The sequence below is a fragment of the Proluteimonas luteida genome (genome assembly GCF_021191695.1).
Classification (GTDB): Bacteria; Pseudomonadota; Gammaproteobacteria; order Xanthomonadales; family Xanthomonadaceae; genus Luteimonas; species Luteimonas luteida.
This window is the reverse complement of the sequence record NZ_JAIWPT010000013.1, coordinates 66,877-89,624: the sequence shown is the minus strand read 5'-3', so window position 1 is coordinate 89,624 and position 22,748 is coordinate 66,877. Positions and strand designations below refer to the sequence as shown.

Sequence of the window (22,748 nt, the reverse complement as noted above, 5' to 3'; positions counted from 1 at the left end):
GGCTTGCATGAATCGTTAGGCGGCTCAGACACCTGAGCAACCCGGAATGGCAAGCCCGATGCTTGCGAGGAGCATGAGGCCGCCGAGAACGGCTAGTGCCGTGGTGCCGATAGCAATGCGAAGGGAACGGCGTTGGAATGCACGAAAACCGAACAGTAAAATCGAGACGGTACAGAGGAACAAGCTAAGAGCAAACGCGTTGGGGCCATGAGGCTGGCAGAGGAAGGTTCCAACCATCCAGATACCCAGGATGAAGACCGCGACGCTAGCTCCTAGTGAAGCCCACGCCGCTCTTTGTATGACTTGCAAGGAACTCATCAGAGCCGCCTAACGCCTGGATCAAGCCGCGCTGCGAGCCAACGTCGGCTTGAATGAATTGCCAGCCGCCAACCGCTATCACTGGCGGCACTCCATAGTCCATTCCCGACACAGTGAACGCTGACCGTAACGTGTGGTCTGGGCCAACATACCAGTATCGTGACTTGCCATCACGGAGTTCGATGGATCGGCCGGCGGGGTTGCCTGTCCGCGCGAAGGCAACTGACAGCAGGGCCTCCAGCACGATGTTCAGTGGCCGAACAGAGACTGCCGCTAGCTCAACAAGATGCGTGTTGGTCTCGGAGAGGCTCCACAGCTTCCGGATTTTCTGGCAAAGCCAACATCAACCAACAGCCACTCCCTGGAGGAACGAGTTGTCTCGTCAATTCTGCCCGCACGGATGTCTGTGATGGCGGCTAAAGCCTGAGCTAAGGCGTACCGCGAAGCGGGATCGCCTTCGAACTATCAGCCTTGCCTACCAGTGACATTGAGGCCATGGCTTGAGCGGTGGCTTCACTACTTTTAGAAGTGGTGAGGATAAAAAGAAGCTCGTCTTTGTCCTCGGGACGTGACCAGGCGTACGCCATGGTGCGAGTGTGCTTGTCATTTGGACCGAGCCCAGTTGCGTCTTGAACCGCAGCCAACAGCGGTTCCGGAGCAGTACCAACCAAGGCCGAGAAGCCGGCATGAGCGTGATCGGGGTTTGCGCGCTGTGCGAAAACAGCACAAACCGTATCATCGCGTAGCGCAACCACATACGTTGTGGAGGGCGCTATAACAAACCATGCTTTGCCAGGATTTCCGCCAAGAAAAAACTCCGCCTTGTCGGGAGGAGCCTCAGGAGCACCCATGTCACTCATGGCTTTTCGCAGATTGTCCTGCGAATAGAAATGCTTCATGCACGTACCCGCGAAAAGGGCATTGATGCTGTCCGGTGGCGGAGATGCTGCCGCAAGAGCCGGAAGCAGTGCTGCGGTTGCTAGAAGCTTACGCATGATATGTCTCGGAAGGCCAGCGCTGAATAAATCCGTGCAGCGAAGCGGCATCGGCTTGAATGAAATGTTAGGGCCCCAGGCCGACAAGATTAGCCCTATTTTGTGATCCCGACACGGACCTCCTTAGTTGGGTAATGAACGTGTCAATGGAGGCTGGGTCGCAGTGCATGAAAAGGCGTGCCGTCTCATGCTGCTCGGAGCGACAGACCGGGTAGCCGACTCGAAGGTGACCCACAGACCTACATGTCCGAGTCGGTCGGTGCAGAAGAACTCGAGTTGGCAGTAGCCGGCGCCCGGCGTGCCGAAGGCGTAGATGGCCGTTGAGTTTGCCGAAGCAGGAAAACCCTGAAGTGCTTCTGCTAGTTGCAAATGGTCACCGGGGTTTCCCCATGCCGAGGTGCTAGCTGCAAAGCCCCCGTTCGAGAGCCGCACGGTATACCGGACGAGCTGATCCCCGTCATGCTCGAGAGAACCACCAACTTCCAGTACTGCTTCCATAGGGCCCCAATGTTCGAGCTAACTGGACCGTAGCAGGTCCGTAGAGCGAGCGACCAGGCTGCACTTGCTGCAACGCCCGGCCGGTGCTGACTTGTTAGAGGAAATCAGTCATCTCGTACTGCGGGATCTCGATCTCGCATGGTCCTGGCATCGGATTGGGACAGCGTTTCACCCAGCTGACAGCTTCATCCATGTCTTTGACCTCCCAGAGCCAGAACCCGGCAACCAGTCCCTTCGTCTCGGCGAACGGTCCGTCGATGAATGTGCGGCGTTGTCCGTCGAGCGCAGCGCGCTTGCCCTGCGAGAAAGGCGCGAGGTTGTCGACGGTACGGAGGATACCGGCGGGGCACCCGGAAATCGATATCGGTCTTGCAGATTTCGTCAGCGCGCGACAGTGCCACGCAGGCTATCACTGGCCGTGGAGTTGGCTGTTGGTTCAAGCCGAAGGCGTCGACTTGAAATGAGTTGTCAGGCCGCGCTGCCAGGACCGTACCCCTCCAGAAGCTGCCGCGCTTCTGTCGGCGACGACTCGCCATACTCCAGAAGAGCGAACACGCGCCTAGCAAACGATGGGAGAGTGAAGTCGGCAGCCGCATGCAGGTCGTCCGCCGCAAATGCGGCTCGATCCGCGTCCAGGTCGCCTGAGGCGAACCGAGACACGAGCTCCTGGGCGAAGGCGTCACAGAAATGCGGCTCTGAAACCGCATGCTGCTGGATCAGGGTAAGAAAGTCCGAACGCAGGAGCGCACTCGAGCCGTCCGCGACTGTCGCATAGCGATCCAGCAGGCGTGCGATTGCGTCTTCCATGCGGGCTAATACCTGAATCAAGCCGACCGCGAATCGGATTCGGCTTGAATGAATTGTTAGGCGACAACCCGTGCTTGGTAGTCGCGCCAGCTTGTAAGAACGGATGCTGCCTCATCCGAGCGCTCTTTGTGACTCGGAAGACCCATGCTGTTGATGACAATCTGCTCCAGGTATGCGGACAGATCGGCATCCGAAGCGCGGGAGCGAAGAAGTGTAAACACTGGCCGCACATAGCCATAGTATTCGTCGCGGGCTTGGGGTACGCCAGTTACGCCGATTGGGTCCCAGATGTAGTGCAGCACCTCGCCGATGATGCGCAGGAGCTCTTGATCTTGAAAGCTGATATTTCGCGTCATTACGGCTCAACGCCTGAGTTAATGCGCGCCGCGAAGCGGCGTCGGCTTGAATGACATTTTAGGCGCCACTGTTGCGCAGAACTGGAGTCAATGTCCGCGATGCAAAGTGAGAGTGGATGGCTGCAGAGGCGAAGACAGCTGCGCTCAGGACCCCAGCAGCCCGCCATGGGATGGAATGTGAAAAAACAAATGGTAGAAACAGCATGAGTGCGCCGATGCTTAGAAGGTAAGCGCGCCTTTGCAGTAGTGTCGGCTGGCGAACTACCAGCACGGTGTTGCAATGAGGGCAAACAAGCTCACCTTCCGGATGAGCTGTTGTCGATCGAATGAGATGATCTTGAATTTCGCCTTTGCATAGGCCGCAGGAGAACTTTGACATGGCACCCTGACACCTGGATTAAGCCGACGGACAAAGCCCGTTCGGCTTGAATGAATTGTTGGATGCGACGGGAGACGCAAGCCTGATCTTGCGGATCATCCTATCCCCCAGAACGCATCTTTAAGTGCAGACCATAAGTCCTTGAGCGTCTTGCGCCTGCCGCCGAGCACAACAACACGAAGAAACTGTATGAAAGTTGCGAGGCCAAGCACCAGGAAAACGATAAGGCCCAAGCTGTCTCGGAAGATGTATGCGGCCGCAAGCCAAACAATGACTAAGGCCCCCAAGCCCAAGGCCAGCCTTGTTTCGTTGTTGATGGTGCCTGTTCCCATAGCGCCTAACGCCCGAGTTAAGCTGCGCCGCGAAGCGGCATCGGCTTGAATGAATTGTTAGGTGGCATTGCGAGCCACCAACGGAACAAACCTGTTCCAGACCAGAACTAGTGGGGCAGCAGACATTAGGCCAGCAACCCCGAACACAATGGCCCACCACCCCGGACTGTCTGGAACTAAGTAGAACACGGCTGCACCGCCACCAAAAGTTGCAGCTACGCCAATGAGCAGCGAAAGAACGATGCCAGGAAGCCAAGCGACACTCACGCGCTGACCGCAAGTGGCACACCGAACAGATCTGGCAGGGCCAAGACAAGCTCTGGCCCAACGGGATAGGCAGTATCCGCCACAGTAAGGACAAGAATCTCGCGTTGATCTGTCCATGCCACCTAACGCTTGAGTTAAGCCGCGCCGCGAAGCGGCGTCGGCTTGAATGAATTGTTAGCCATCACCGCGAATGTCGGTGATGCGCGGATCTTGGAGCCATATTGCGTCCAAGAGGCCGAACAAGTACGGGGCTAGCGGTGTACCAACAATCTCGTCCCGTGTGAGCGGGAACGAAGCTACCTGGTTGGTCTGCCCGGCTGGCCTAGTGCGCGAATCTATGACCATGAACGAGCTCTCGGAGGGGCGGTATGCGAACGAAGCTACGGATCGGTCGTTTGGCGTAGCCTCGTCTCCCCACTTGCCGAAGATAAGATCGAAGTTTGCATCGTGCTCTTTGGATGATTGAGTCCAATGGATCAAGTAGGCAGCCAGAGTCTTGTCTGAATCTTCGATCCAGCCCGACACACCGCGAGTCGTCTTGCCGCAGCACTCACAGAGGGTTGGATCAAAAGTCTTGTCTGGAACTACAGTAAGCACAGATGTGTCTCGTGATGGCTAACGCCTATTCGAAGTCATATTGACGTGTAATCCATCGACCTGATCAGAGTTTATCTGACTCCGGATTTAGAGGATTTCTTTATCTATCAATAGCTTGCCGGTTCAGGGGTGCCTAATCCCGGGGTGTCGGCGTCTGGCGGTTTGCATCCCGGAACGCTATCACCGGGTCGGGGGGTGGACAAGGCGCCGGATGGCGTGGCGCCCATGGCGCGCCGTGGGCCGGGACAGCGATGACGACGGGGCGCATCCGCTGAGACGCGCGTCGCTACACTTGTCGGGATGGACCTGACCCAATTGCTGCTGATCCTGCTCGTGGTCCTCGTCGCGGTGGCGACGGGGCTGCTCGTCGTGTTGCTGTTGCGCCGCCCGGAGCGGATCGGCGATTCGCTGGAGCGTGCGCTGCGCGAGGAGCAGCGCGATGGCCGGGTCGAGCTGCGGCAGCAGCTCGACGGGCTGTCGACGGCGCAGGCGCAGCGCATCGATGCGTTCGGGGCGCAGCTGCAGGCGGTGGCGGCGCGCACCGACCAGCGGCTCGATGCGTTCACCCAGACCACCGACCAGCGCCTGGACGTGCTGCGGGAGGCGTTGAACGAGGACGCGCGCAAGGCGCGTATCGAGGGCGCGGACCAGCAGCAGCGTTTCGCCGATGCGCTGGGCGCGAGGCTGGCCGAGCTGACCCAGCGCAACGAGCAGCGCATCGGCGAAATGCGGGCGACGCTGGAGCAGCAGCTGCAGAAGCTGCAGGCCGACAACGCGGCGAAGCTGGAACAGATGCGGGCGACCGTCGACGAGAAGCTGCAGTCGACGCTGGAGGCGCGGCTGGGCGCGTCGTTCAAGCTGGTGTCCGAGCGGTTGGAGCAGGTCCAGCGCGGGCTGGGCGAGATGCAGCAGCTGGCGACGGGCGTCGGCGACCTCAAGCGGGTACTGACCAACGTCAAGGATCGCGGCGGCTGGGGCGAGGTGCAGCTGGAGAACATCCTCGAGCAGACCCTGACCCAGGAGCAGTACGGCAAGGGCGTGCGGGTGAATCCGGGCAGTGGCGAGGCGGTGGATTTCGCGATCCGCCTGCCGGGCCGCGGCGATGCCGACACGCCGGTGTGGTTGCCGGTCGATGCCAAGTTCCCGCGCGAGGACTACGAGCGCCTGCTCGACGCGCAGGACAAGGGCGACGTCGAGATGGTGAAGACGACGGCCGCGCAGCTGGAGCGCGCGATCCGGGTGCAGGCCAAGTCGATCAGCGACAAGTACGTGATCCCGCCGCACACGACCGACTTCGCGGTGATGTTCCTGCCGACCGAGGGCCTGTATGCGGAAACCATCCGCCGCGCCGGCCTGGTCGACCTGCTGCAGCGCGAGCATCGCATCGTGCTGGCCGGCCCGACCACGTTCACCGCGCTGCTCAACAGCCTGCAGATGGGCTTCCGCACCCTGGCGATCGAGAAGCGCTCGAGCGAGGTCTGGCAGGTGCTGGGCGCGGTGAAGACCGAGTTCGGCAAGTTCGCGACGGTGCTGGAGAAGGCGACCAGCCAGCTCGACACGGTACAGAACAGCATCAAGCAGGCCGGCGTGCGCACGCGCGCGATCGAGCGCCAGCTGCGCGGCGTGGAATCGCTGCCGGGCGAGGCCGCGCAATCGCTGTTGGACGATGCGCTGGGCGGCGGCGAGCGCGACTGAGCGGTCGGGACGCCCGACCTCCGGAACACCGGGGGAGAACGCGCGGTGCTCCCGCCAGCGAAGAGGCGCAGCGGGGATCCCGACGCGCCAGCCCGCGGCCGAGCCGCCCGACGCCTGATCGGGCTCGTGCCGCGGGGCGGCGGCGTCAGGGCGTCGGCACGCCCGGGACGATCGGCATCACGTCGACCGGTACGGTCGGCATGGCGTCTTCCTCGTACAGGTAGTCGGGCAGCGGCGCGCCGTCCTCGTCCTGCCTGCGGCCCGGGCGGTTGGCCTCGATCTGGTAGGCGCGGCGCTGCATCCAGGCGTCGCGGATCAAGGCGTACTCGTCGGTGGCGCCCTCGCGCATGCTGTCGACGACGAACAGGCGGGTGCGCAGGTCCACCAGCTGCAGGCCCTGCAGGCCGAAGCGGACGGGGTCGTCGCTGACCTGGCGCAGCGGCGACAGCGGTGCGTCGCCGACCAGGCCGAAGCCGTCGCGCAGCGTGCGCGGGCCGAACAGCGGCAGTTCCAGGTAGCGCGAGTTGCGCCAGCCCCAGACGCCGAGGGTCTGGCCGAAGTCGGCATCGGCATGCGGGATGTCCGCGTCCGTGGCCGGGTCGAAGATGCCGCCGATGCCCAGCGTGCTGTTGACCACGAAGCGCGCCAGCGATTGCCCGGCGGCCTTGGGCCGGCCCTGCAGCAGGGCGTTGAGCGCGCTGACCGGCTGGCCGAGGTTGCTGAAGAAGTTGGTCACGCCCAGGCGCACCGGACGCGGCACCACCCTGGCGTAGACCTTCGCCAGCGGCTTGGCGAAGCCGCGGTCGACCGCGCTGTTGAACGCGAAGACCTTGCGGTTCAGCGGCTCCCACGGGTCGTAGCTGCGCGGCATCTGCGCCGCGTCGGGCAGCGTGGGATCGGCGACCGGGTCGTAGACGTCGGTGCCGTACAGCGCCGCGTAGTCCAGTTCTTCCTGGGTCGGCGTGCCGCCGGCCGGGCTGGCGTCGCCCGCTTCCAGCGCCGCGTCGTCGAAGGCGTGGATGACGGCCGCTTCCTCGGGGCTGGCGACCACCACCTCGCCCGCGTCGGCGGTGCCGCTGTCACCGGTCGCATCCGTGCCGATGGCGGTGGCCGGCTGGGTCGCGGGGGAATCGCCGACGGCGACCGGCGCGTGCGCGGTCTCGCGCGGCGCACCGTTGCCGGCACAGGCGGTCGCAAGCGCGGCGAGCAGCAGGGGCAGGAGCGGGCGGAGGAGCGTGGTCGGCATCGGTCGTGTCCCGTGGGGGCGGGGGAGTGCGGTCAGGCGCGGGCTGTCGGACGCAGGCGTTCAGGCACTGGCGAAGGTCAGCGACGGCGACAGGCGGTAGGCGCTGCGCAGTTCGGCCAGGCCCGGCGGCGTGCCGTCGACGGACACGCCGCCCGCGCCGGCCAGCAGCGCGAGCAGGGCCAGGCCGGCGCTGTCGATCGAGGTCACCGCGCGCAGGTCCAGGCGGCGGACGCCGTCGCGCTGCGGCGCCAGCGCGGCCCACAGGCCGCGCACGGCATCGCGCGACAGGGCGCCGGCGAACACCAGCGCGTCGCCGTCGCGGCGGACGGTGGCCGTGGCCGCGGTCATTGCTCGGCGGTGGCCTGGATCTGGCCGCTGCGCAACTGCTGGGCGACCTGGCGGATCGACTTGCTCTGCAGCTCGCCGTCGAACTGGTCGCGGAAGGTGCGCACGAACGACACGCCCTCGACCATCACGTCGAACACCTTCCAGCTGCCGCCGCTCTGGCGCATCAGGTAGTCGACCGGGATCGGCTCGCCGCCGCTGCGCAGCAGTTCGCTCGACACGCGCACGCCCAGGCCGCGCGGCAACGGGGTCTCGGACTTGATGCGCACGCGCAGCTGGGTGTTGAAGTCCAGCAGCGAGGAGCCGTAGCGGCGCATCAGGTTCTCGGCCAGCGCATCGCCGAACAGCTTGACGTCGGCGTCCGACGCGCCGCGTCCGTGGCGGCCGAGCACCTGGCGTGCGGCGTAGTCGCGGTCGAACATGGTGTCGAACTCGCCGGTGATGAAGCGCTGCAGTTCGGCGCGGTCGCGGCTGAACTCGGCGCGCCGCGATTCCAGCGTGCGCAGCACGCGCTCGCTGTTGGCCAGCACCAGCTGGCTCGGCGAGCCGGCCTGGGTCGACGGCGTCACCGGCTGCTGCGCGCCGGCGATCGCCGGCACGGCGGCCAGCAGCACGGCGCCGAGCGCCAGCGACAGGCCGCTGCGGAGCAGGCCGCGCGGAAGCAGGTGGGTACGGAGCGGGGAAATCCGGGGCATGGCGGTCATGGGGTCAGTCCTTCGTCGAGGGCAGGGGCGTCGCCGGACGCGGGGGCATCGGGCGACGGTGCGGAGCCGGCGGCATCGTCGCCGCCGCTGAACATGTACTTGCCGACCATCTGCATCAGGTCGACCGCGGGCGAGGTGAACGCGATCTCCTCGCCGGGCTGCAGCGATTCCAGGTCGCCGCCGGGCGACAGGCCGACGTAGCTCTCGCCGAGCAGGCCGCCGGTCAGGATCGCCGCCGAGGTGTCGGCGGGGATCTCGTGGTAGCGCCTGTCGATCGCCAGGGTGACGATCGAATCGAACCGGACCGGGTCCAGGTCGATGCCCGACACCCGGCCGATGGTCACGCCACCGACCTTGACCGGCGCGTTGGGACGCAGCTGGCCGAGGTTGCTGAAACGGGCCGTCAGCTCGTAGCTGGCGCTGCGGCCAAGGCTGAAGTTGCCGTTGGTCGAGGCGACCGCCAGCACCAGCAGCGAGCCGAGCGCCAGCAGCAGGAACGCGCCGACGGCGAACTCGAGACGGGGACCACGCGCGCTTGTCATGGGTGTCACCTTTGAGCGGACCGCGGCAACCGCGGCATTGACGGGAGGAAAGCCTCGCATCCACGTCCGGAACCGGCTGTGACCGGCCCGCGGGACCGGGTCACCGGAACAGGAATGCGGACATCACGAAATTGAACATCAGCACCAGCAGCGAGGCGTTGACCACCGCGCGGGTGGTCGCGACCGACGTGCCCTCGATCGTCGGCTCGGCGTGGTAGCCGACGTACGAGGCGACCAGCGCCGCGGTGCCGCCGAACACGGCCGATTTCATGAACGCGGTCAGGAAGTCGTGGCGGAAATCGACCGCGTCGCGCATCGTCTGCCAGAACATGCCGTTGTCGATGCCGAGCACCTGCACCGACTGGAACCAGCTGGCCGACAGCGCCAGGCTGCAGAAGAACGCGGTCAGCAGCGGCACGCAGATCACCGCCGCCCAGAACCGCGGCGCCACGGTCTTGGCCACCGGGTCGATCGCCATCAGCCCCAGCGCGGTGATCTGGTCGGTGGCGCGCATCAGGCCCAGTTCGGCGGCGATCGAGCTGCCGGCGCGGCCGATGAACAGCAGCGCGGTCAGCACCGGCGCCAGCTCGCGGTACAGGCCCAGCCCCACCAGCAGGCTGACCTGGTTGGTCGCGCCGAAGGTTTCCAGCCCGCGGAACGCCAGCAGGCTCAGCGACAGGCCGACGAAGGCGCCGCCGACCGCGATGATCGGCAGCGAGCGCCCGCCGATCTTGTAGATCTCGCGCAGCAGCTCGGTGAAGAAGTCGCCCGTCGGCTTCGAGGCCCGCAGCACCGACAGCGAGAACAGCCCGGCGCGGCCGAGCGCGCGGATCGCATCGCCCATCACGCGGCCTCCGTGCGCGGCGCGCTGTCGAAGGCGATCGGCCCGTCGGGCTGGCCATGCAGGAACTGCAGCACCAGCGGGTCGCGGCTGGCCTCGAGTTCGGCCGGCGTGCCCGAGAACACGATCCCGCCATTGGCGATGACGATCGCACGGTCGGCGATCGGCAGGGTCTCGTGCACGTGGTGGGTGACGATGATGCTGGTCATGCCGAGGTTGGCGTTGAGCCGGCTGATCAGGCTCATGATCACGCCCGAGGCGATCGGGTCCAGCCCGGTCAGCGGCTCGTCGTAGACCATCAGCGGTGGGTCCAGCGCCAGCGCGCGCGCCAGCGCAACCCGCCGCGCCATGCCGCCCGACAGCTCGCGGGGATACAGGTCCGCGGCCAGCCGCAGGCCCACCGCGTGCAGCTTCATCGCCACCAGCTGGTCGATGACCGGCTTCGGCAGGTCGGTATGGGTGCGCAGCGGCAGCGCGACGTTCTCGGCCACGGTCAGGTCGGTCAGCAGGCCGTTGCCCTGCAGCATCACGCCGATGCGCTTGCGCAGGGTCAGCAACGCGCGCTGGCGCTGCGGCACGCGCTCGCCGAACACCTCCACGGTGCCGGCCGCCGGCGCCAGTTCGCCGGTCAGCGCCGCCAGCAGCGTCGACTTGCCGCTGCCCGACGGTCCCAGCACCGCGGTCACGCTGCCGCGCGGCACCGTCAGGTCGATGCCGGACAGGATCGTGCGCCCGCCGCGGTCCAGGCGGACCCCGTCGAAACGGACGGCATTGGCGGGGGTGGGGACGGCGCTCATGCGGGACCGGGAATCCATGGGTGCAAAACCCGGCGAGCATGCCCAGTTGCGGCTGAATGCCCGCCGAGTGACTGAACCGGATAGTACAGTAATTGCCGCCGGACCGGCATGGGCCGGTCGGCAGGGTGACGCAAGGCACGCCCGCGTCCGGCGCTTTGCATCCCGATTCCGCGGGTGGGAGGGACAAGGACAGGCGCGGTCGGGAACCCCGTCGTGGCGTTCGCGGGCCGCTCAGCCCGCCATCAGCCCGATCACCACCGCGTTGATCAGGTCGATGAAGAAGCCGCAGACCAGCGGCACCACCAGGAAGGCCTTCGGCGCGGCGCCGTATTCGCGGGTGACCGCGCTCATGTTGGCCACCGCGGTCGCGGTCGAGCCCAGGGTGATGCCGCCGAACGCCGAGCACATCACCGCGGCCTCGTAGTCGCGGCCCATGACCCGGAACACCACCAGCACGGTGAACGCGATCACCATCGCGATCTGCAGCGCCATGGCCACGGTGATGAAGCCCAGCATCGGCTGCAGCGCCCACAGCTGCAGGCCCATCAGCGCCATGGTCAGGAACATGCCCAGGCTGACGTCGGAGATCAGCGCGATGCCCGGCTGCATGCTGTCGTAGTTCCACATGCGCCCGCCGCGCGGCGCCAGCAGGTCGCCGAGGCTGCGCAGCCCGATGCCCGCGAGCAGGCAGCCGACGAACGCCGGCAGGTTCAGGCCGGTCAGGCCGATCAGGCTGCCGATGCCCTGGCCCAGCATCAGCGCGACGTTGAGCCAGAACAGCGCCAGCAGCACGCCGTAGTAGTCGAGCCGGGCGCGCGATTCGTCGCCGTACAGCGTGCCGACCTCGAGGTCGGCGTCCGCCGACGGCATCACCGGGTGGCGGCGGATCAGCCAGCCGGCGATCGGACCGCCGATCACGCAGGCCGCGATCAGGCCGATCATGTTCGCCGCCAGGCCCAGCTCGCCGGCGCCGGCCAGGCCCAGCGTCTCGACGAAGTGCGGGGTCCAGGCCATCGTCGTGCCGACGCCGCCGGTCAGCGACACCGAGCCGACCATCAGCCCGGCGCGCGGGTCCATGCCGAACAGGCTGGCCACGGTCATGCCCAGGCCGTTCTGCATCACCATGAACACCGCCGCCAGCAGCGTCAGCACGACCAGCATCCGGCCGCCGCTGAGCAGCGCGCGGACGTTGGAGTTCAGCCCCAGCGCGGCGAAGAAGTACAACAGCAGCAGGTCGCGCGCGCCCAGTTCGAACTGCACCCGCAGCCCGGCCGCGTAGTACAGCGTGCACACCACCGCGGCGCACAGCACGCCGCCGACCACCGGCTCGGGAATGCCGTAGCGGCGCAGCACGCCGATCCGCGCCGACAGGCCCTTGCCGACGAACAGCAGCAGGATCGCGAGGGTGAAGCTGACGAAGGCGTCGACCTCGAACAGGCCGCCGCGCAGGCTGTCGTGCAGTGGCGGCAGGCGCGGGGTCACGGAAAGCCGGCCTCGGCGCCGGTGGCCTCGCGCACCGCCTCGGTGTCGCCGGCCGCGGCCGCGTGCGCGGCGAGATCCTCGTGCAGGATCCGGCGGATCTCGAGGATCGCCTGCGCGGTCTCCTGCACGCTGTGGCCGGAGGTGATGATCTTCTCCGAGTCGGCGCCGTCCAGGTGCGCGCTGCGGTACGGCACCAGGCCGTCGCTGGAGTCGAGCAGCGGCACGTCCGGATTGGTCCGGGCGATGATCGAGTTGTAGTGCACCTGCGGCGAGATCGGCAGGTCGGCGGCCGCGCGCACGAACGGGTCCCTGGCACTGAGGTTGTCGATGCTGTTGCCCAGGTGGCCGCCGTCGGCGCCGTCCTTGCCGCCGACCACGGTCGTGAGCGCTTCGTCGACCCCTTCGAGCACGGTCAGCGGCAGCCGCACCAGGCGCGCGATCAGGCGGCCGAGGCGGTGGTCGGCGACGTCGGTGCCGCGGTGCGGCGCGGCGATGAAGATCGCGCGCTCGACGTTGGGAAACGCATCGAAATGCAGCATCGGGTCGATCCGCGGCCGTACCTCGGCCAGCCGCGCCGGGTCGATGTCGTGCGCGGCCAGCGCCCAGTCCCACAGCTGCTGGTCGGACGAGGACACCATCAGCCGCGCGATCACCCCGCCCATGCTGTGGCCGATCAGCACCATGTCGTGCGAGGCCGGCGCCTGGCCGGTCGGGTCGAAGTGGTCCAGCGCGCTGGCGGTCAGCCGCCGGATCGCGGCGTGGTTGAGCACGATCGGCATGTTGGTCGGGTAGTAGACCTGCCAGACCTGGAAGTTCTGCCGCAGCGCCTCGTCGCCCATGACCTCGTTGGCGACGTTGACCCAGGCCTCCGGACTGCTGGCCAGGCCGTGCAGCATCAGGATGATGCGGCGCTGGGGATCGTAGGGCTGCAGCATGTACAGGTGCGGGTGGTCGATGCCGCGCTCGCGCCCGAACAGCGTGCGCAGCGACTGCATGTTGAAACCCGAGCGCGCCAGCCACAGCCCGTAGCCGGCGGTGAAGTTGGCCGCCAGCGGCACTTCCTGCCCGTGCAGGGTGATGCTGCTGTCGATGTAGGGGTCGTGCACGCTGACCCGCACCGCGCGCGTGGCCAGGATCGCGTCGAGGTCGTCGCCGTCGAACTGGAACAGCACCGTCAGCGACGGCGACGGCATCTCGCTCCACGCCGGCGCGCGCGGGCGCCGGTGCGGCGGGCCGACGTCGGCCTCGGCGGTGTCGGCCTCCGGCAGCACCGTGGTCACCGGGTCGTCCTCCAGCACGGCGACGAGTTCGGCGCCGAAGCCGTCGCGGCGATAGGTGCTGCGCAGGCCCTGGAACGACAGCGACGAGGCCGGCGTCAACTCCCGCGGCAGCTGCGTGCCCTCGGGCAGGCGCACCCGGCTCAGGTCCATGCGCAGGGTCCAGCCGGCGGGGTGGAAGGTGCCGCTGGCATCGCTGCCCGGGGCATCGCGGGCGCGGTCCTCGAACAGCAGCGTGATCGCCTCCTCCACCGCATGGTTGTAGTAGTCGCGGACCTGGGTCTGGCGGTCCTCGAATGCGCGCTCGCCGGGCGTGCGCGCGCTGAAGAACAGGTAGGCGTAGGCGTGCCGCGCCGCTTCCATCCACGCCTGCAGGCGCGCGTCGGCGGCCGCCTGCACCGCGCCGGGCCCGGCCTTGCGCGGAGGCGCGGCCGGCAGCGCGATCGCCTGCTGCAGCCACAGCTCCGACAGCGCCGACAGCCGCCGCTCGCCGCTGATGCCCGACACCTCGCGCAGCGCATCGATGCAGTCGACCGAGGGCTTCGCGCACTGGCCTGCGTCGAGTCCGGCGACCTCGATCGTCTGCCGGGTCGCGATGCTGAGCTCGCCGGTGGTCAGGATGTCGCCGCGCTTGAGGGTGATGTACTCGCCGGCGGTCATCGGCTTGACCGCGACCGAGGGCTTGAACTCCTGCAGGATCGCGCAGCCGCCGAGCAGCAGCGTCGCGGCAACCGGCAGCAGCAGGGCGCCCAGGCGGCGTGCGGTCGGAACAGCGGACATCATTCGGCCTCCTGTCGCGGATCGAGGTCGCGCGCAGCGGCCACGGGGGGCGAAGGCGCGACCCCGGGCAGGCCGGCGCGGATGGCGCGGCTGAAGTCCTCGCCGCGCGCATCGGCCGCGCGTGCGCGGGCGTTGATGTGGCCGCGGGCCCGCAGCTGCGGGTAGCCGTAGCCCGGCGCCAGGCCGCCGAGATCGTACACGTACTCGGCGAAGTATCCCGACAGCAGCAGCCGGTAGTCCAGCGGCAGGCCCGGCGCGACGTGGCGGGCGATGTCGTAGATGACCGTGGTGCAGTTGCTGGTCAGGCTGTTGTAGAAGCGCGGCGCGCGCAGCAGGTCGTCGGCCTCGCCGACATAGCCCAGGAACAGCGCGCGCAGGTGGGCGCGGTCGAGGTCCAGCGCGTACAGGTACACCTGCTCGCCGCGTGCGTTGCTGCGGGTGCGGATGATGTCGCGCTCGTCGGCGGCGATCAGCACCGCCTCGAACTCGCGGAAGAACCCCCCGATCGCCGAGAAATGCTCGTCGCGCTCCTTGCGGATCTCGATCGAGAACACCACGCGCTGGCCGTCGTCGAAGCCGAACGACACCAGCGTGTGCGCGATCTGCGGCCCCATCCAGTACGACATCACCAGGTCGGCTGTCGCCAGCCGGTCGAGGTCGTAGCTGCGCGTCTCCCAGCGGATGTCGTAGTCGGTCTCGCTGCGCCAGTGGAAGTTGCGGACGTTGCGCAGCGTGACCCGGCTGCCGTCGACGTCGGCCTCGAGCAGGCGCGCCACGTCGTCGGCCCAGTCGCGGTCGTGCGACGGCGCCAGCGTGCTCCACCAGCCCAGCAGCGCCACCGCCGCCGCGCCGAACGCCAGCAGCGTCGCCCGCCGCCGCGCGCGCATCAGGCCGACGGCCGCGGCGATGCCGGCCAGGCTCCAGCCGGCGATCAGCGCCACGCGCAGCGGCGTCGCCGCCGGTCCCTGGTACCACAGCGCCAGCGCGCCCCACGCCGTCAGGCCCAGCAGTGCGAGGGCCGCGAACGCACGCGCGCAGCGGCGCGGCCACGACGTCGTCCTGCTCATCCGTGCGCCCGCCGGTGCGGGTGCAGCGTCGTGTCCGCGTGCTGCCGCAGGCGCGCATCGGGCGCGGGACGGTTCCGCTTGCGGCCAGCGGCGGGGTCGAGTTCATCCATGGGCGGAACGCGTGGCTCGGGCGCGGAAGTGGCGCGGCATAGTGTAGAGGGCCCGGCCATCGCCTCGATCCGCCGATGTTTGATCAGGATCAAGGTGGCTGCCGTGCGGGGCTGTCAGGATCATGGCACGCGGTCCAATGGCCGTCGCCTGCCCGTATCCGCGGCCGGGCTGCGTTCCACCACCCAGAGGGCATGACCATGAACGACGTGACCGGAGTTCCGCTGCGCCTGTATCGCGCCAACCTCGAACTGCAGGCCAGGATCGGCAGTCTGCTCCAGCAGAGCGGGACGCACTGGCTGGATTTCGCCCAGCGCCTGGCCGGCGACGGCATCGCCGAGAGCAATGCCGAACTGGCGACCGTGCTCAAGGCCGGGGACTGGGAGAAGCTGGCGACATTGCCGGTGGACATCTTCTGGCGGCAGCTGCAGCAGCGCGTGGGCGACAGCCAGGAGGCCGCGCAGATCGCGGTCAATGCGCAGACCGAATTTGCCGGTGGCGTGCAGGAGGCGCTGATCGCCTGGCAGAAGGAAACCGCCGAGGCGCTGGCGTCGGCCAAGGATGCGGGCGTCGACGCCGCGACGCTGGATGCGTGGCGTGGACTGCAGGACGCCTGGGCGGCGCTGTTGCAGCCGCCGGGTACCGGGGCACCGCCGCCGAAGAAGCCTGCCGGCGCCCGCAAACAGTAGCCACGCCGCTCCGGGCGCGAACCGCGGCCGGCCGGGCGCACGGCCCGGATCGACGCACGCGGTCCGCGTGCTCGACGGGCCGCGTTGCCCGCGCCGCGGCGCGGCTGCAACGTGGCCGCACTATGCTGGTCGCGCCGCCGCACCGCCATGCGGTCCGTCGCCGCGCCGTCCGCGCCGCCTCCAGGAGCCCGAACAGATGCCCGCCATGCCCGTGTCCGACGACGACCTGACCATGCTGCGCAACCGCACGCTCGACGAGATCGCGGTCGGCGACAGCGCCAGCGTCGAGCGCACGCTGACCCGGGAGGACATCCAGGTGTTCGCCGCACTGTCGGGCGATGTCAATCCGCAGCACATCGATGCCGAGTTCGCCGCGGCCTCGCGCTTCAACGGCGTCATTGCCCACGGCATGTGGGGCGGGGCGCTGATCTCGGCCTTGCTGGGCACGCGCCTGCCGGGGCCGGGCACCATCTACCGCAGCCAGAGCCTGCGCTTCCTCGCGCCGGTGCGCATCGGCGACCGGCTGCGGGTCGGCGTGACCGTGACCGCGCGCGACGCGGCGACTGGCCGGGTCACGCTGGCCTGCAGCTGCACCAACCAGCATGGCGAGACGGTCATCGACGGCGAGGCCGAGGTGCTGGCGCCGACCGAGCGCATCGAGCGCCCGCGCACGGTGCTGCCGGAGATCCGCCTCGACGTCGGCGGGCGCGACGGCGTCGCGCGGCTGCTGGCGCACGTCCGCGCGCTGCAGCCGGTCCGGGTCGCGGTGGTGCATCCCTGCGACGCGTCCAGCCTGTCGGCCGCGCTGGACGCGCGCCGCGCCGGCCTGATCGAACCGGTGCTGGTGGCGCCGCAGGTACGGCTGGAGGCGGTCGCGGCGGAGGCCGGGCTGGACCTGGCCGGCATCGCGATCGTCGACGTGGCGCACAGTCACGCCGCCGCCGCGCGCGCGGTCGAGCTGGCCGCCGGCGGCGAGGTCGAGGCGCTGATGAAGGGCAGCCTGCACACCGACGAGCTGATGGCGGCGGTGGTGGCCTCCGCCGGCGGGCTGCGCACCAAGCGCCGGGTCAGCCACTGCTTCGTGCTGCAGACGCCGCACTATCCGCGGCCGTTCATCGTCACCGATGCGGCGATCAACCTGGCGCCGACGCTGGAGCAGAAGGCCGACATCGTCCGCAACGCCATCGACCTGGCGCACGTGATCGGCGTGGCCGAGCCCAGGGTCGCGATCCTGGCCGCGGTGGAGACCGTCAGCCCGCTGATGCCGGCCACGCTCGATGCCGCCGCGCTGTGCAAGATGGCCGATCGGGGCCAGATCGCCGGTGGCGTGCTCGACGGCCCGCTGGCGTTCGACAACGCGGTCTCGCCGGCCGCCGCGCGCACCAAGGGCATCGTGTCGCCGGTCGCCGGGCAGGCCGATATCCTCGTCGTCCCGGACCTGGAGAGCGGCAACATGCTGGCCAAGCAGCTGATGTACATGGGCGAGGCCGCCAGCGCCGGCATCGTCATGGGCGCGAAGGTGCCGGTGGTGCTGACCAGCCGCGCCGACAGCCACGAGGCGCGCATCGCCTCGTGCGCGATCGCGCTGCTGCTGGCCCACCACTACCGCGAGGCGCCGCCGTGAGCCGGCGCGTGCCGGCCGTCCGCGCCACGGGGGTGCCGACGCCATGAGCGGACAGCCTCCGCACGATCGCCACATGCACGATCACGGCGCGCACGCCGGCGATGCGTCCGATGCCGGCACGCCGCTGCGCGACCCGGTCTGCGGCATGGCGGTCACCGCCGGTTCCCCCCACCATCGCCATTACGACGGTCGCGATTTCCATTTCTGCAGCGCGCATTGCGCGGCGCGTTTCGACGCCGATCCCGCGCGCTACGCGGCTGCGGCGAAGCCCGATGGCGCAGCCCCAGCCGCGCACGCCTGTTGCCACCACGGCGGCGGAACCCGCGCCGGCACCGCGTCCGCCGGCCATGCGCACGCCGCTGCGCCAGCTGCGTCCGCCGCGCCGCCCGGCACGATCTACACCTGCCCGATGCATCCGCAGATCCGCCAGGACCATCCCGGCCACTGCCCGATCTGCGGCATGGCGCTGGAGCCGGAGCTGCCCACGCTGGGCGACGACGACAACCCGGAGCTGCGCGATTTCTCGCGGCGCTTCTGGTGGACGCTGCCGCTGACCCTGGTGGTGTTCGTGCTGGCGATGTTCGGCCACCGGCTGCACCTGGTCGACATGGCCCTGCAGAGCTGGATCGAGCTGGCGCTGAGCGCGCCGGTGGTGCTGTGGGCCGGCGCGCCGTTCTTCGTCCGCGGCTGGCAGTCGCTGCGCAACCGCAGCCCCAACATGTGGACGCTGATCTCGCTGGGCACCGGCGCGGCGTTCGGCTACAGCGTGGTCGCCACGCTCGCGCCGCAGGTGTTCCCGGCCTCGTTCGTGTCGATGGGCCGGGCCGCGGTGTACTTCGAGGCCGCGGCGGTGATCATCTCGCTGACCCTGCTCGGGCAGATGCTGGAGCTGCGCGCGCGCGCGCAGACCTCGGCGGCGATCCGTTCGCTGCTGGCGCTGGCGCCGCCGGTCGCGCGGCGCATCCGCGACGACGGCAGCGAGGAGGACGTGCCGCTGGCGCAGGTGCACGCCGGCGACCGCCTGCGCGTGCGTCCCGGCGAGAAGGTGCCGGTCGACGGTGTGGTGCTCGACGGCGCCAGCTCCGTCGACGAGTCGATGCTGACCGGCGAGCCGCTGCCGGTCGGCAAGCGCGCCGGCGACGGGCTGATCGGCGCGACCCTCAATACCGGCGGCACCCTGGTGATGCGCGCCGACAAGGTCGGCGCGGACACGGTGCTGTCGCGGATCGTGCAGATGGTCGCCAGCGCCCAGCGCTCGCGCGCGCCGATGCAGCGCATGGCCGACAGGGTGGCCGGCGGTTTCGTCGTCGCGGTCGTGGTCGTCGCCGTGGTCGCGTTCTTCGTCTGGGGCCTGTTCGGCCCGGACCCGGGCTGGGTCTACGGCCTGATCAACGCGGTCTCGGTGCTGATCATCGCCTGTCCCTGCGCGCTGGGCCTGGCCACGCCGATGTCGATCATGGTCGCCACCGGCCGCGGCGCGACCCGCGGCATCCTGTTCCGCGACGCCTCGGCGATCGAGAACCTGGGCAAGGTCGACACCCTGATCGTCGACAAGACCGGCACCCTGACCGAAGGCCGGCCGGCGTTCCGCGCGGTGGTCCCGGCCGCGGGCTTCGACGCCGATACGGTGCTGCGGCTCGCGGCCAGCCTCGACCAGGGCAGCGAGCATCCGCTGGCCGCAGCGATCGTTGCCGAGGCGCAGGCGCGCGGGCTCGCGCTGGCGCCGCCGCAGGCGTTCGAATCGGGCTCGGGCATCGGCGTGCGCGGCCACGTCGACGGCCACGCGCTGGCGCTGGGCAACGGTGCGCTGATGCAGCAGGCCGGGGTCGTGGTCGATGCGCTGGCCGAGGATGCCGAGGCGCTGCGCGGCGAGGGTGCCAGCGTCATGCATCTGGCCGTCGACGGCCGCCTCGCCGGCCTGCTGGCGGTCGCCGACCCGGTCAAGGCCAGCACGCCCGAGGCGATCGCCGCGCTGCATGCCGAGGGCCTGCGCATCGTCATGGCCACCGGCGACGGCCTGACCACCGCGCGTTCGGTCGCGGCGGCGCTCGGCATCGACGAGGTCCACGGCGAAGTGCAGCCGGCCGACAAGCTGGCGCTGGTCGAGCGCCTGCAGGGCGAAGGCCGGGTGGTGGCGATGGCCGGCGACGGCATCAACGACGCGCCGGCGCTGGCCCGCGCCGATGTCGGCATCGCCATGGGCACCGGCACCGACGTGGCGATGAACAGCGCGCAGGTGACCCTGGTCAAGGGCGACCTGCGCGGCATCGCCACCGCGCGCGCGCTGTCGCGGGCCACGGTCGCCAACATGCGCCAGAACCTGGGGTTCGCGCTGGTCTACAACGGCCTCGGCGTGCCGCTGGCCGCCGGCGTGCTGTACCCGCTGACCGGCTGGCTGCTGTCGCCGATGTTCGCCGCGCTGGCGATGAGCCTGAGCTCGGTGTCGGTGGTCGGCAACGCGCTGCGCCTGCGCCGGCAGTCGATCGACCCGGCCGCCCGTGCCGGCGGAGGCCGCGCATGACCGCCCTGTCCGCGCGCGACCGCTACCCGACCCGCGGCGAGCTGGTGCTGGTGCTCAACTGCGGCTCGTCGAGCATCAAGTTCGCGCTGTTCGACAGCGGCCAGGTGCCGCTGCCGCGCACCCCGGTGTGGAACGGCAAGGTCCAGGGCATCGGCGGGCCGACGCCGACCTACGGCGAGACCGGCATCGAACCCGAGCCGCTGGCGCTGGATCCGCAGCAGCCCTACCACGCGGCGCTGCGGCGCATCGAGCAGGGCGTGCTGGCGCGGCTGGGCGGCCGCCGGCTGCACAGCATCGCCCACCGCGTGGTCCACGGCGGCAGCCGGTATTTCGCGCCGGTGCGGGTCGACGCCGACGTGCTGGCCGACCTGCACGACCTGATCCCGCTGGCGCCGCTGCACCAGCCGTTCGCGCTCGAGGCGATCCGGGTGCTGCTGGCGCAGCGCCCGGACCTGCCGCAGGTGGCGTGCTTCGACACCGCGTTCCACCACACCCTGCCCAAGGTCGAGCAGCTGCTGCCGTTGCCCTTCGATGCCTGGCAGCGCGGCCTGCGCCGCTACGGCTTCCACGGCTTGTCCTACGAATACCTGGCGCTGGCGCTGCACGAGCGCCATGGCGATCTCGCGCGTGGCCGGGTGATCGCCGCGCACCTGGGCAGCGGCGCCAGCCTGTGCGCGATGCAGGACCTGCAGAGCGTCGCCACGACGATGGGCTTCTCCGCGCTCGACGGGCTGATGATGGGCACGCGCACCGGCGCGCTCGATCCCGGCGCGGTGATCTACCTGATGGAGATCGAGAAGCTGACCCTGGCCCAGGTCGGCCACGTGCTGTATTCCGAGTCCGGCCTGCTGGGCGTGTCCGGCACCTCGTCGGAGCCGCGCGTGCTGCTGCCGCTGGAACAGGAGGACAGCGACGCCGGCGCGCGCGCGCGCGACGCGCTGGCGCTGTACGTGCGCCGCATCGTGCGCGAGATCGGTGCGCTGGTCGCGGTGCTCGGCGGGCTCGACCTGCTGGTGTTCACCGCCGGCGTCGGCGAGCACAACCCGGTGATCCGCCAGCGCATCTGCGACGACCTGGCGTTCCTCGGCGTGCGCCTGGATCCGCGGACCAATGCCGACGACGCGCTGGTGATCTCGGCGGCGGACAGCGCCGTGGTGGTCGGCGTGGAGCCGACCAACGAGGAATGGATCGCCGCGCGCGACGCGCTGGCGCTGGCCGATGCGCTGGCGGACGCGCCGGCCGGGTCCGGACGATGACACCACTGCCACGCCCCGGGCGTGGCCCGACACACGGGGGAGAGACGCGATGCTGCTTGGACTGGATGCCCAGATCTGGAAACTGATCCTGGTGCTGATGGTGTTCCCGCTGCTGGCGGTGGGGGTGCTGAACCTGATCTTCCGCAAGCGCGGCGGGATCGAGAAACACTGGGGCGGGGTGCTGTTCGTGCTGCTGGCGGGGATCGTGGCGGTGCTGATCATCCTCGACAAGGTGCGGCTGTGACGCGCACGGTGCGCCGGCGCATGGCGCGGGGACAGGCATGCAGCGGCTGATCCTGCCGCTGCCCGGCAACGAAGCCTTCGCCGCGCGGCTGGCGGCCGCCTGCGGCGGCGAGGCAGGGCGCATCGAGACCCGGCGCTTTCCCGACGGCGAAACCTACCTGCGCCTGCAGGCCGATCCGGCCGGCCGCGAGGTCGACCTGGTCTGTACCCTGGCCCGGCCCGATCCGCAGTTCCTGGCGCTGGTGTTCGCCGCCGATGCCGCGCGCGAGCTCGGCGCGACCCGGGTCAACCTGGTCGCGCCGTACCTGGCCTACATGCGCCAGGACATGCGTTTCCACGCCGGCGAATGCATCAGCTCGCTGTCGTTCGCGCGGCTGCTGTCGTCGACCTTCGACCGGCTGCTTACGGTCGACCCGCACCTGCACCGCCACGCCACGCTGTCGGCGCTGTACACGATTCCCACCGCGACGCTGCAGGCCGCGCCGCTGCTGGCCGACTGGATCGCGGCCAACGTGGACGCGCCGCTGGTCGTCGGTCCCGACGAGGAAAGCGAGCAGTGGGCCGGCGCGATCGCCGCGCGCATCCACGCCCCGCACGTGGTGCTGCGCAAGACCCGCCTCGGCGACCGCAGCGTCGACATCGAACTGCCGGACCTGACGGCCTGGCGCGACCGCACCCCGGTGTTGGTCGACGACATCGCCTCGTCCGGGCGCACGCTCGCCGTCGCCGCGCGCAAGCTGGCCGCGCAGGGGCTGCGCACGCCCGAGTGCGTGGTCGTGCATGCGCTGTTCGCCGACGGCGCCTGGGACGAGTTGGCGCCGTTGTTCGCGCGCATCGCGTCCACCGACGCGGTGCCGCACCCGAGCAACCGCATCGCCCTGGCGCCGCTGCTGGCCGACGCGCTGGTGCGTGGCCTGGGCGACTGAAGCGCGACGACGCGCCATCCGTCGATGTCCCGGCATCGGCATCATCGACAGAGACA

General features: G+C 69.2%; 20 protein-coding genes. 7 read left to right on the top strand and 13 right to left on the bottom strand.

Annotated elements, in window-relative coordinates; translation table 11 throughout:
- Positions 1 to 746: 746 nt before the first annotated feature.
- The 4 genes from LDO26_RS12625 to LDO26_RS12610 form a co-directional block, all read right to left on the bottom strand.
- On the bottom strand, positions 747 to 1,313 hold the full coding sequence (locus LDO26_RS12625; RefSeq protein WP_435594079.1) for an NMCC_0638 family (lipo)protein: 567 nt from the start codon (positions 1,311 to 1,313) through the stop codon (positions 747 to 749).
- Positions 1,314 to 1,905: 592 nt separating this feature from the next.
- Complete coding sequence (locus LDO26_RS12620; RefSeq protein WP_435594081.1) at positions 1,906 to 2,070, bottom strand: YciI family protein; 165 nt, start codon at positions 2,068 to 2,070, stop codon at positions 1,906 to 1,908.
- Between the two features lie 209 nt (positions 2,071 to 2,279).
- Complete coding sequence (locus LDO26_RS12615) at positions 2,280 to 2,618, bottom strand: hypothetical protein (RefSeq protein WP_232131448.1); 339 nt, start codon at positions 2,616 to 2,618, stop codon at positions 2,280 to 2,282.
- A gap of 56 nt (positions 2,619 to 2,674) precedes the next feature.
- The gene (locus LDO26_RS12610; protein ID WP_232131447.1) at positions 2,675 to 2,974 is read right to left on the bottom strand and encodes a hypothetical protein; all 300 of its coding nucleotides are present in this window, start codon (positions 2,972 to 2,974) and stop codon (positions 2,675 to 2,677) included.
- 1,875 nt (positions 2,975 to 4,849) lie between these two features.
- Between LDO26_RS12610 and LDO26_RS12605 the strand changes: the two genes are divergently transcribed.
- The gene (locus tag LDO26_RS12605; protein ID WP_232131446.1) at positions 4,850 to 6,244 is read left to right on the top strand and encodes a DNA recombination protein RmuC; all 1,395 of its coding nucleotides are present in this window, start codon (positions 4,850 to 4,852) and stop codon (positions 6,242 to 6,244) included.
- A 145-nt stretch (positions 6,245 to 6,389) separates the two neighbouring features.
- On the opposite strand, the gene LDO26_RS12600 is transcribed toward LDO26_RS12605, so the two are convergent.
- From LDO26_RS12600 to LDO26_RS12560, 9 genes are all read right to left on the bottom strand, one after another.
- Positions 6,390 to 7,490 (bottom strand): MlaA family lipoprotein, encoded by a 1,101-nt coding sequence (locus tag LDO26_RS12600; protein WP_232131445.1) that lies wholly within the window; start codon positions 7,488 to 7,490, stop codon positions 6,390 to 6,392.
- Positions 7,491 to 7,550: 60 nt separating this feature from the next.
- Positions 7,551 to 7,838 (bottom strand): STAS domain-containing protein, encoded by a 288-nt coding sequence (locus LDO26_RS12595; protein ID WP_232131444.1) that lies wholly within the window; start codon positions 7,836 to 7,838, stop codon positions 7,551 to 7,553.
- Entirely contained in the window at positions 7,835 to 8,530 is a 696-nt protein-coding gene (locus LDO26_RS12590) for an MlaC/ttg2D family ABC transporter substrate-binding protein (protein ID WP_232131486.1), read from the bottom strand. Before LDO26_RS12590 ends, LDO26_RS12595 begins: the two co-directional genes overlap by 4 nt.
- 5 nt (positions 8,531 to 8,535) lie before the next feature.
- A complete protein-coding gene (mlaD, locus tag LDO26_RS12585; protein ID WP_232131443.1) occupies positions 8,536 to 9,081 on the bottom strand; it encodes an outer membrane lipid asymmetry maintenance protein MlaD in 546 nt (181 codons plus the stop codon).
- A gap of 100 nt (positions 9,082 to 9,181) precedes the next feature.
- Positions 9,182 to 9,925, bottom strand: coding sequence for an MlaE family lipid ABC transporter permease subunit (locus LDO26_RS12580; protein ID WP_232131442.1), 744 nt, complete (start codon positions 9,923 to 9,925; stop codon positions 9,182 to 9,184).
- The gene (locus LDO26_RS12575; RefSeq protein ID WP_232131441.1) at positions 9,925 to 10,719 is read right to left on the bottom strand and encodes an ABC transporter ATP-binding protein; all 795 of its coding nucleotides are present in this window, start codon (positions 10,717 to 10,719) and stop codon (positions 9,925 to 9,927) included. Before LDO26_RS12575 ends, LDO26_RS12580 begins: the two co-directional genes overlap by 1 nt.
- 231 nt (positions 10,720 to 10,950) lie before the next feature.
- Entirely contained in the window at positions 10,951 to 12,201 is a 1,251-nt protein-coding gene (gene gltS, locus LDO26_RS12570; RefSeq protein WP_232131440.1) for a sodium/glutamate symporter, read from the bottom strand.
- The gene (locus LDO26_RS12565) at positions 12,198 to 14,258 is read right to left on the bottom strand and encodes an esterase/lipase family protein (protein WP_232131439.1); all 2,061 of its coding nucleotides are present in this window, start codon (positions 14,256 to 14,258) and stop codon (positions 12,198 to 12,200) included. Before LDO26_RS12565 ends, gltS begins: the two co-directional genes overlap by 4 nt.
- Positions 14,258 to 15,325: an Lnb N-terminal periplasmic domain-containing protein gene (locus LDO26_RS12560; RefSeq protein ID WP_232131438.1), complete on the bottom strand. Its 1,068-nt coding sequence runs from the start codon at positions 15,323 to 15,325 to the stop codon at positions 14,258 to 14,260. The genes LDO26_RS12565 and LDO26_RS12560 overlap by 1 nt, the downstream gene beginning before the upstream one ends.
- Positions 15,326 to 15,627: 302 nt before the next feature.
- On the opposite strand from LDO26_RS12560, the gene LDO26_RS12555 reads away from it, so the two are divergent.
- From LDO26_RS12555 to LDO26_RS12530, 6 genes are all read left to right on the top strand, one after another.
- The gene (locus tag LDO26_RS12555; protein ID WP_232131437.1) at positions 15,628 to 16,122 is read left to right on the top strand and encodes a phasin family protein; all 495 of its coding nucleotides are present in this window, start codon (positions 15,628 to 15,630) and stop codon (positions 16,120 to 16,122) included.
- A 196-nt stretch (positions 16,123 to 16,318) separates the two neighbouring features.
- Positions 16,319 to 17,746, top strand: a complete 1,428-nt coding sequence (locus tag LDO26_RS12550; protein ID WP_232131436.1) for a bifunctional enoyl-CoA hydratase/phosphate acetyltransferase — start codon at positions 16,319 to 16,321, stop codon at positions 17,744 to 17,746.
- 73 nt (positions 17,747 to 17,819) lie between these two features.
- The gene (locus tag LDO26_RS12545; protein WP_255682219.1) at positions 17,820 to 20,267 is read left to right on the top strand and encodes a heavy metal translocating P-type ATPase; all 2,448 of its coding nucleotides are present in this window, start codon (positions 17,820 to 17,822) and stop codon (positions 20,265 to 20,267) included.
- A complete protein-coding gene (locus LDO26_RS12540; protein ID WP_232131435.1) occupies positions 20,264 to 21,523 on the top strand; it encodes an acetate/propionate family kinase in 1,260 nt (419 codons plus the stop codon). Before LDO26_RS12545 ends, LDO26_RS12540 begins: the two co-directional genes overlap by 4 nt.
- A gap of 49 nt (positions 21,524 to 21,572) precedes the next feature.
- A complete protein-coding gene (locus tag LDO26_RS12535; protein ID WP_232131434.1) occupies positions 21,573 to 21,767 on the top strand; it encodes a hypothetical protein in 195 nt (64 codons plus the stop codon).
- Between the two features lie 37 nt (positions 21,768 to 21,804).
- Entirely contained in the window at positions 21,805 to 22,692 is an 888-nt protein-coding gene (locus tag LDO26_RS12530) for a ribose-phosphate pyrophosphokinase (protein ID WP_232131433.1), read from the top strand.
- Positions 22,693 to 22,748: the final 56 nt, after the last annotated feature.

Excerpts from the sequence above, each read along its gene's own strand:
- LDO26_RS12625 (WP_435594079.1), bottom strand. The coding sequence starts at position 1,313 with ATGCGTAAGCTTCTAGCAACCGCAGCACTGCTTCCGGCTCTTGCGGCA.
- LDO26_RS12615 (WP_232131448.1), bottom strand. The coding sequence starts at position 2,618 with ATGGAAGACGCAATCGCACGCCTGCTGGATCGCTATGCGACAGTCGCG.
- LDO26_RS12610 (WP_232131447.1), bottom strand. The coding sequence starts at position 2,974 with ATGACGCGAAATATCAGCTTTCAAGATCAAGAGCTCCTGCGCATCATC.
- LDO26_RS12605 (WP_232131446.1), top strand. The coding sequence starts at position 4,850 with ATGGACCTGACCCAATTGCTGCTGATCCTGCTCGTGGTCCTCGTCGCG.
- LDO26_RS12600 (WP_232131445.1), bottom strand. The coding sequence starts at position 7,490 with ATGCCGACCACGCTCCTCCGCCCGCTCCTGCCCCTGCTGCTCGCCGCG.
- LDO26_RS12595 (WP_232131444.1), bottom strand. The coding sequence starts at position 7,838 with ATGACCGCGGCCACGGCCACCGTCCGCCGCGACGGCGACGCGCTGGTG.
- LDO26_RS12590 (WP_232131486.1), bottom strand. The coding sequence starts at position 8,530 with ATGCCCCGGATTTCCCCGCTCCGTACCCACCTGCTTCCGCGCGGCCTG.
- mlaD (WP_232131443.1), bottom strand. The coding sequence starts at position 9,081 with ATGACAAGCGCGCGTGGTCCCCGTCTCGAGTTCGCCGTCGGCGCGTTC.
- LDO26_RS12580 (WP_232131442.1), bottom strand. The coding sequence starts at position 9,925 with ATGGGCGATGCGATCCGCGCGCTCGGCCGCGCCGGGCTGTTCTCGCTG.
- LDO26_RS12575 (WP_232131441.1), bottom strand. The coding sequence starts at position 10,719 with ATGAGCGCCGTCCCCACCCCCGCCAATGCCGTCCGTTTCGACGGGGTC.
- LDO26_RS12565 (WP_232131439.1), bottom strand. The coding sequence starts at position 14,258 with ATGTCCGCTGTTCCGACCGCACGCCGCCTGGGCGCCCTGCTGCTGCCG.
- LDO26_RS12560 (WP_232131438.1), bottom strand. The coding sequence starts at position 15,325 with ATGAGCAGGACGACGTCGTGGCCGCGCCGCTGCGCGCGTGCGTTCGCG.
- LDO26_RS12555 (WP_232131437.1), top strand. The coding sequence starts at position 15,628 with ATGACCATGAACGACGTGACCGGAGTTCCGCTGCGCCTGTATCGCGCC.
- LDO26_RS12550 (WP_232131436.1), top strand. The coding sequence starts at position 16,319 with ATGCCCGCCATGCCCGTGTCCGACGACGACCTGACCATGCTGCGCAAC.
- LDO26_RS12545 (WP_255682219.1), top strand. The coding sequence starts at position 17,820 with ATGCACGATCACGGCGCGCACGCCGGCGATGCGTCCGATGCCGGCACG.
- LDO26_RS12540 (WP_232131435.1), top strand. The coding sequence starts at position 20,264 with ATGACCGCCCTGTCCGCGCGCGACCGCTACCCGACCCGCGGCGAGCTG.
- LDO26_RS12535 (WP_232131434.1), top strand. The coding sequence starts at position 21,573 with ATGCTGCTTGGACTGGATGCCCAGATCTGGAAACTGATCCTGGTGCTG.
- LDO26_RS12530 (WP_232131433.1), top strand. The coding sequence starts at position 21,805 with ATGCAGCGGCTGATCCTGCCGCTGCCCGGCAACGAAGCCTTCGCCGCG.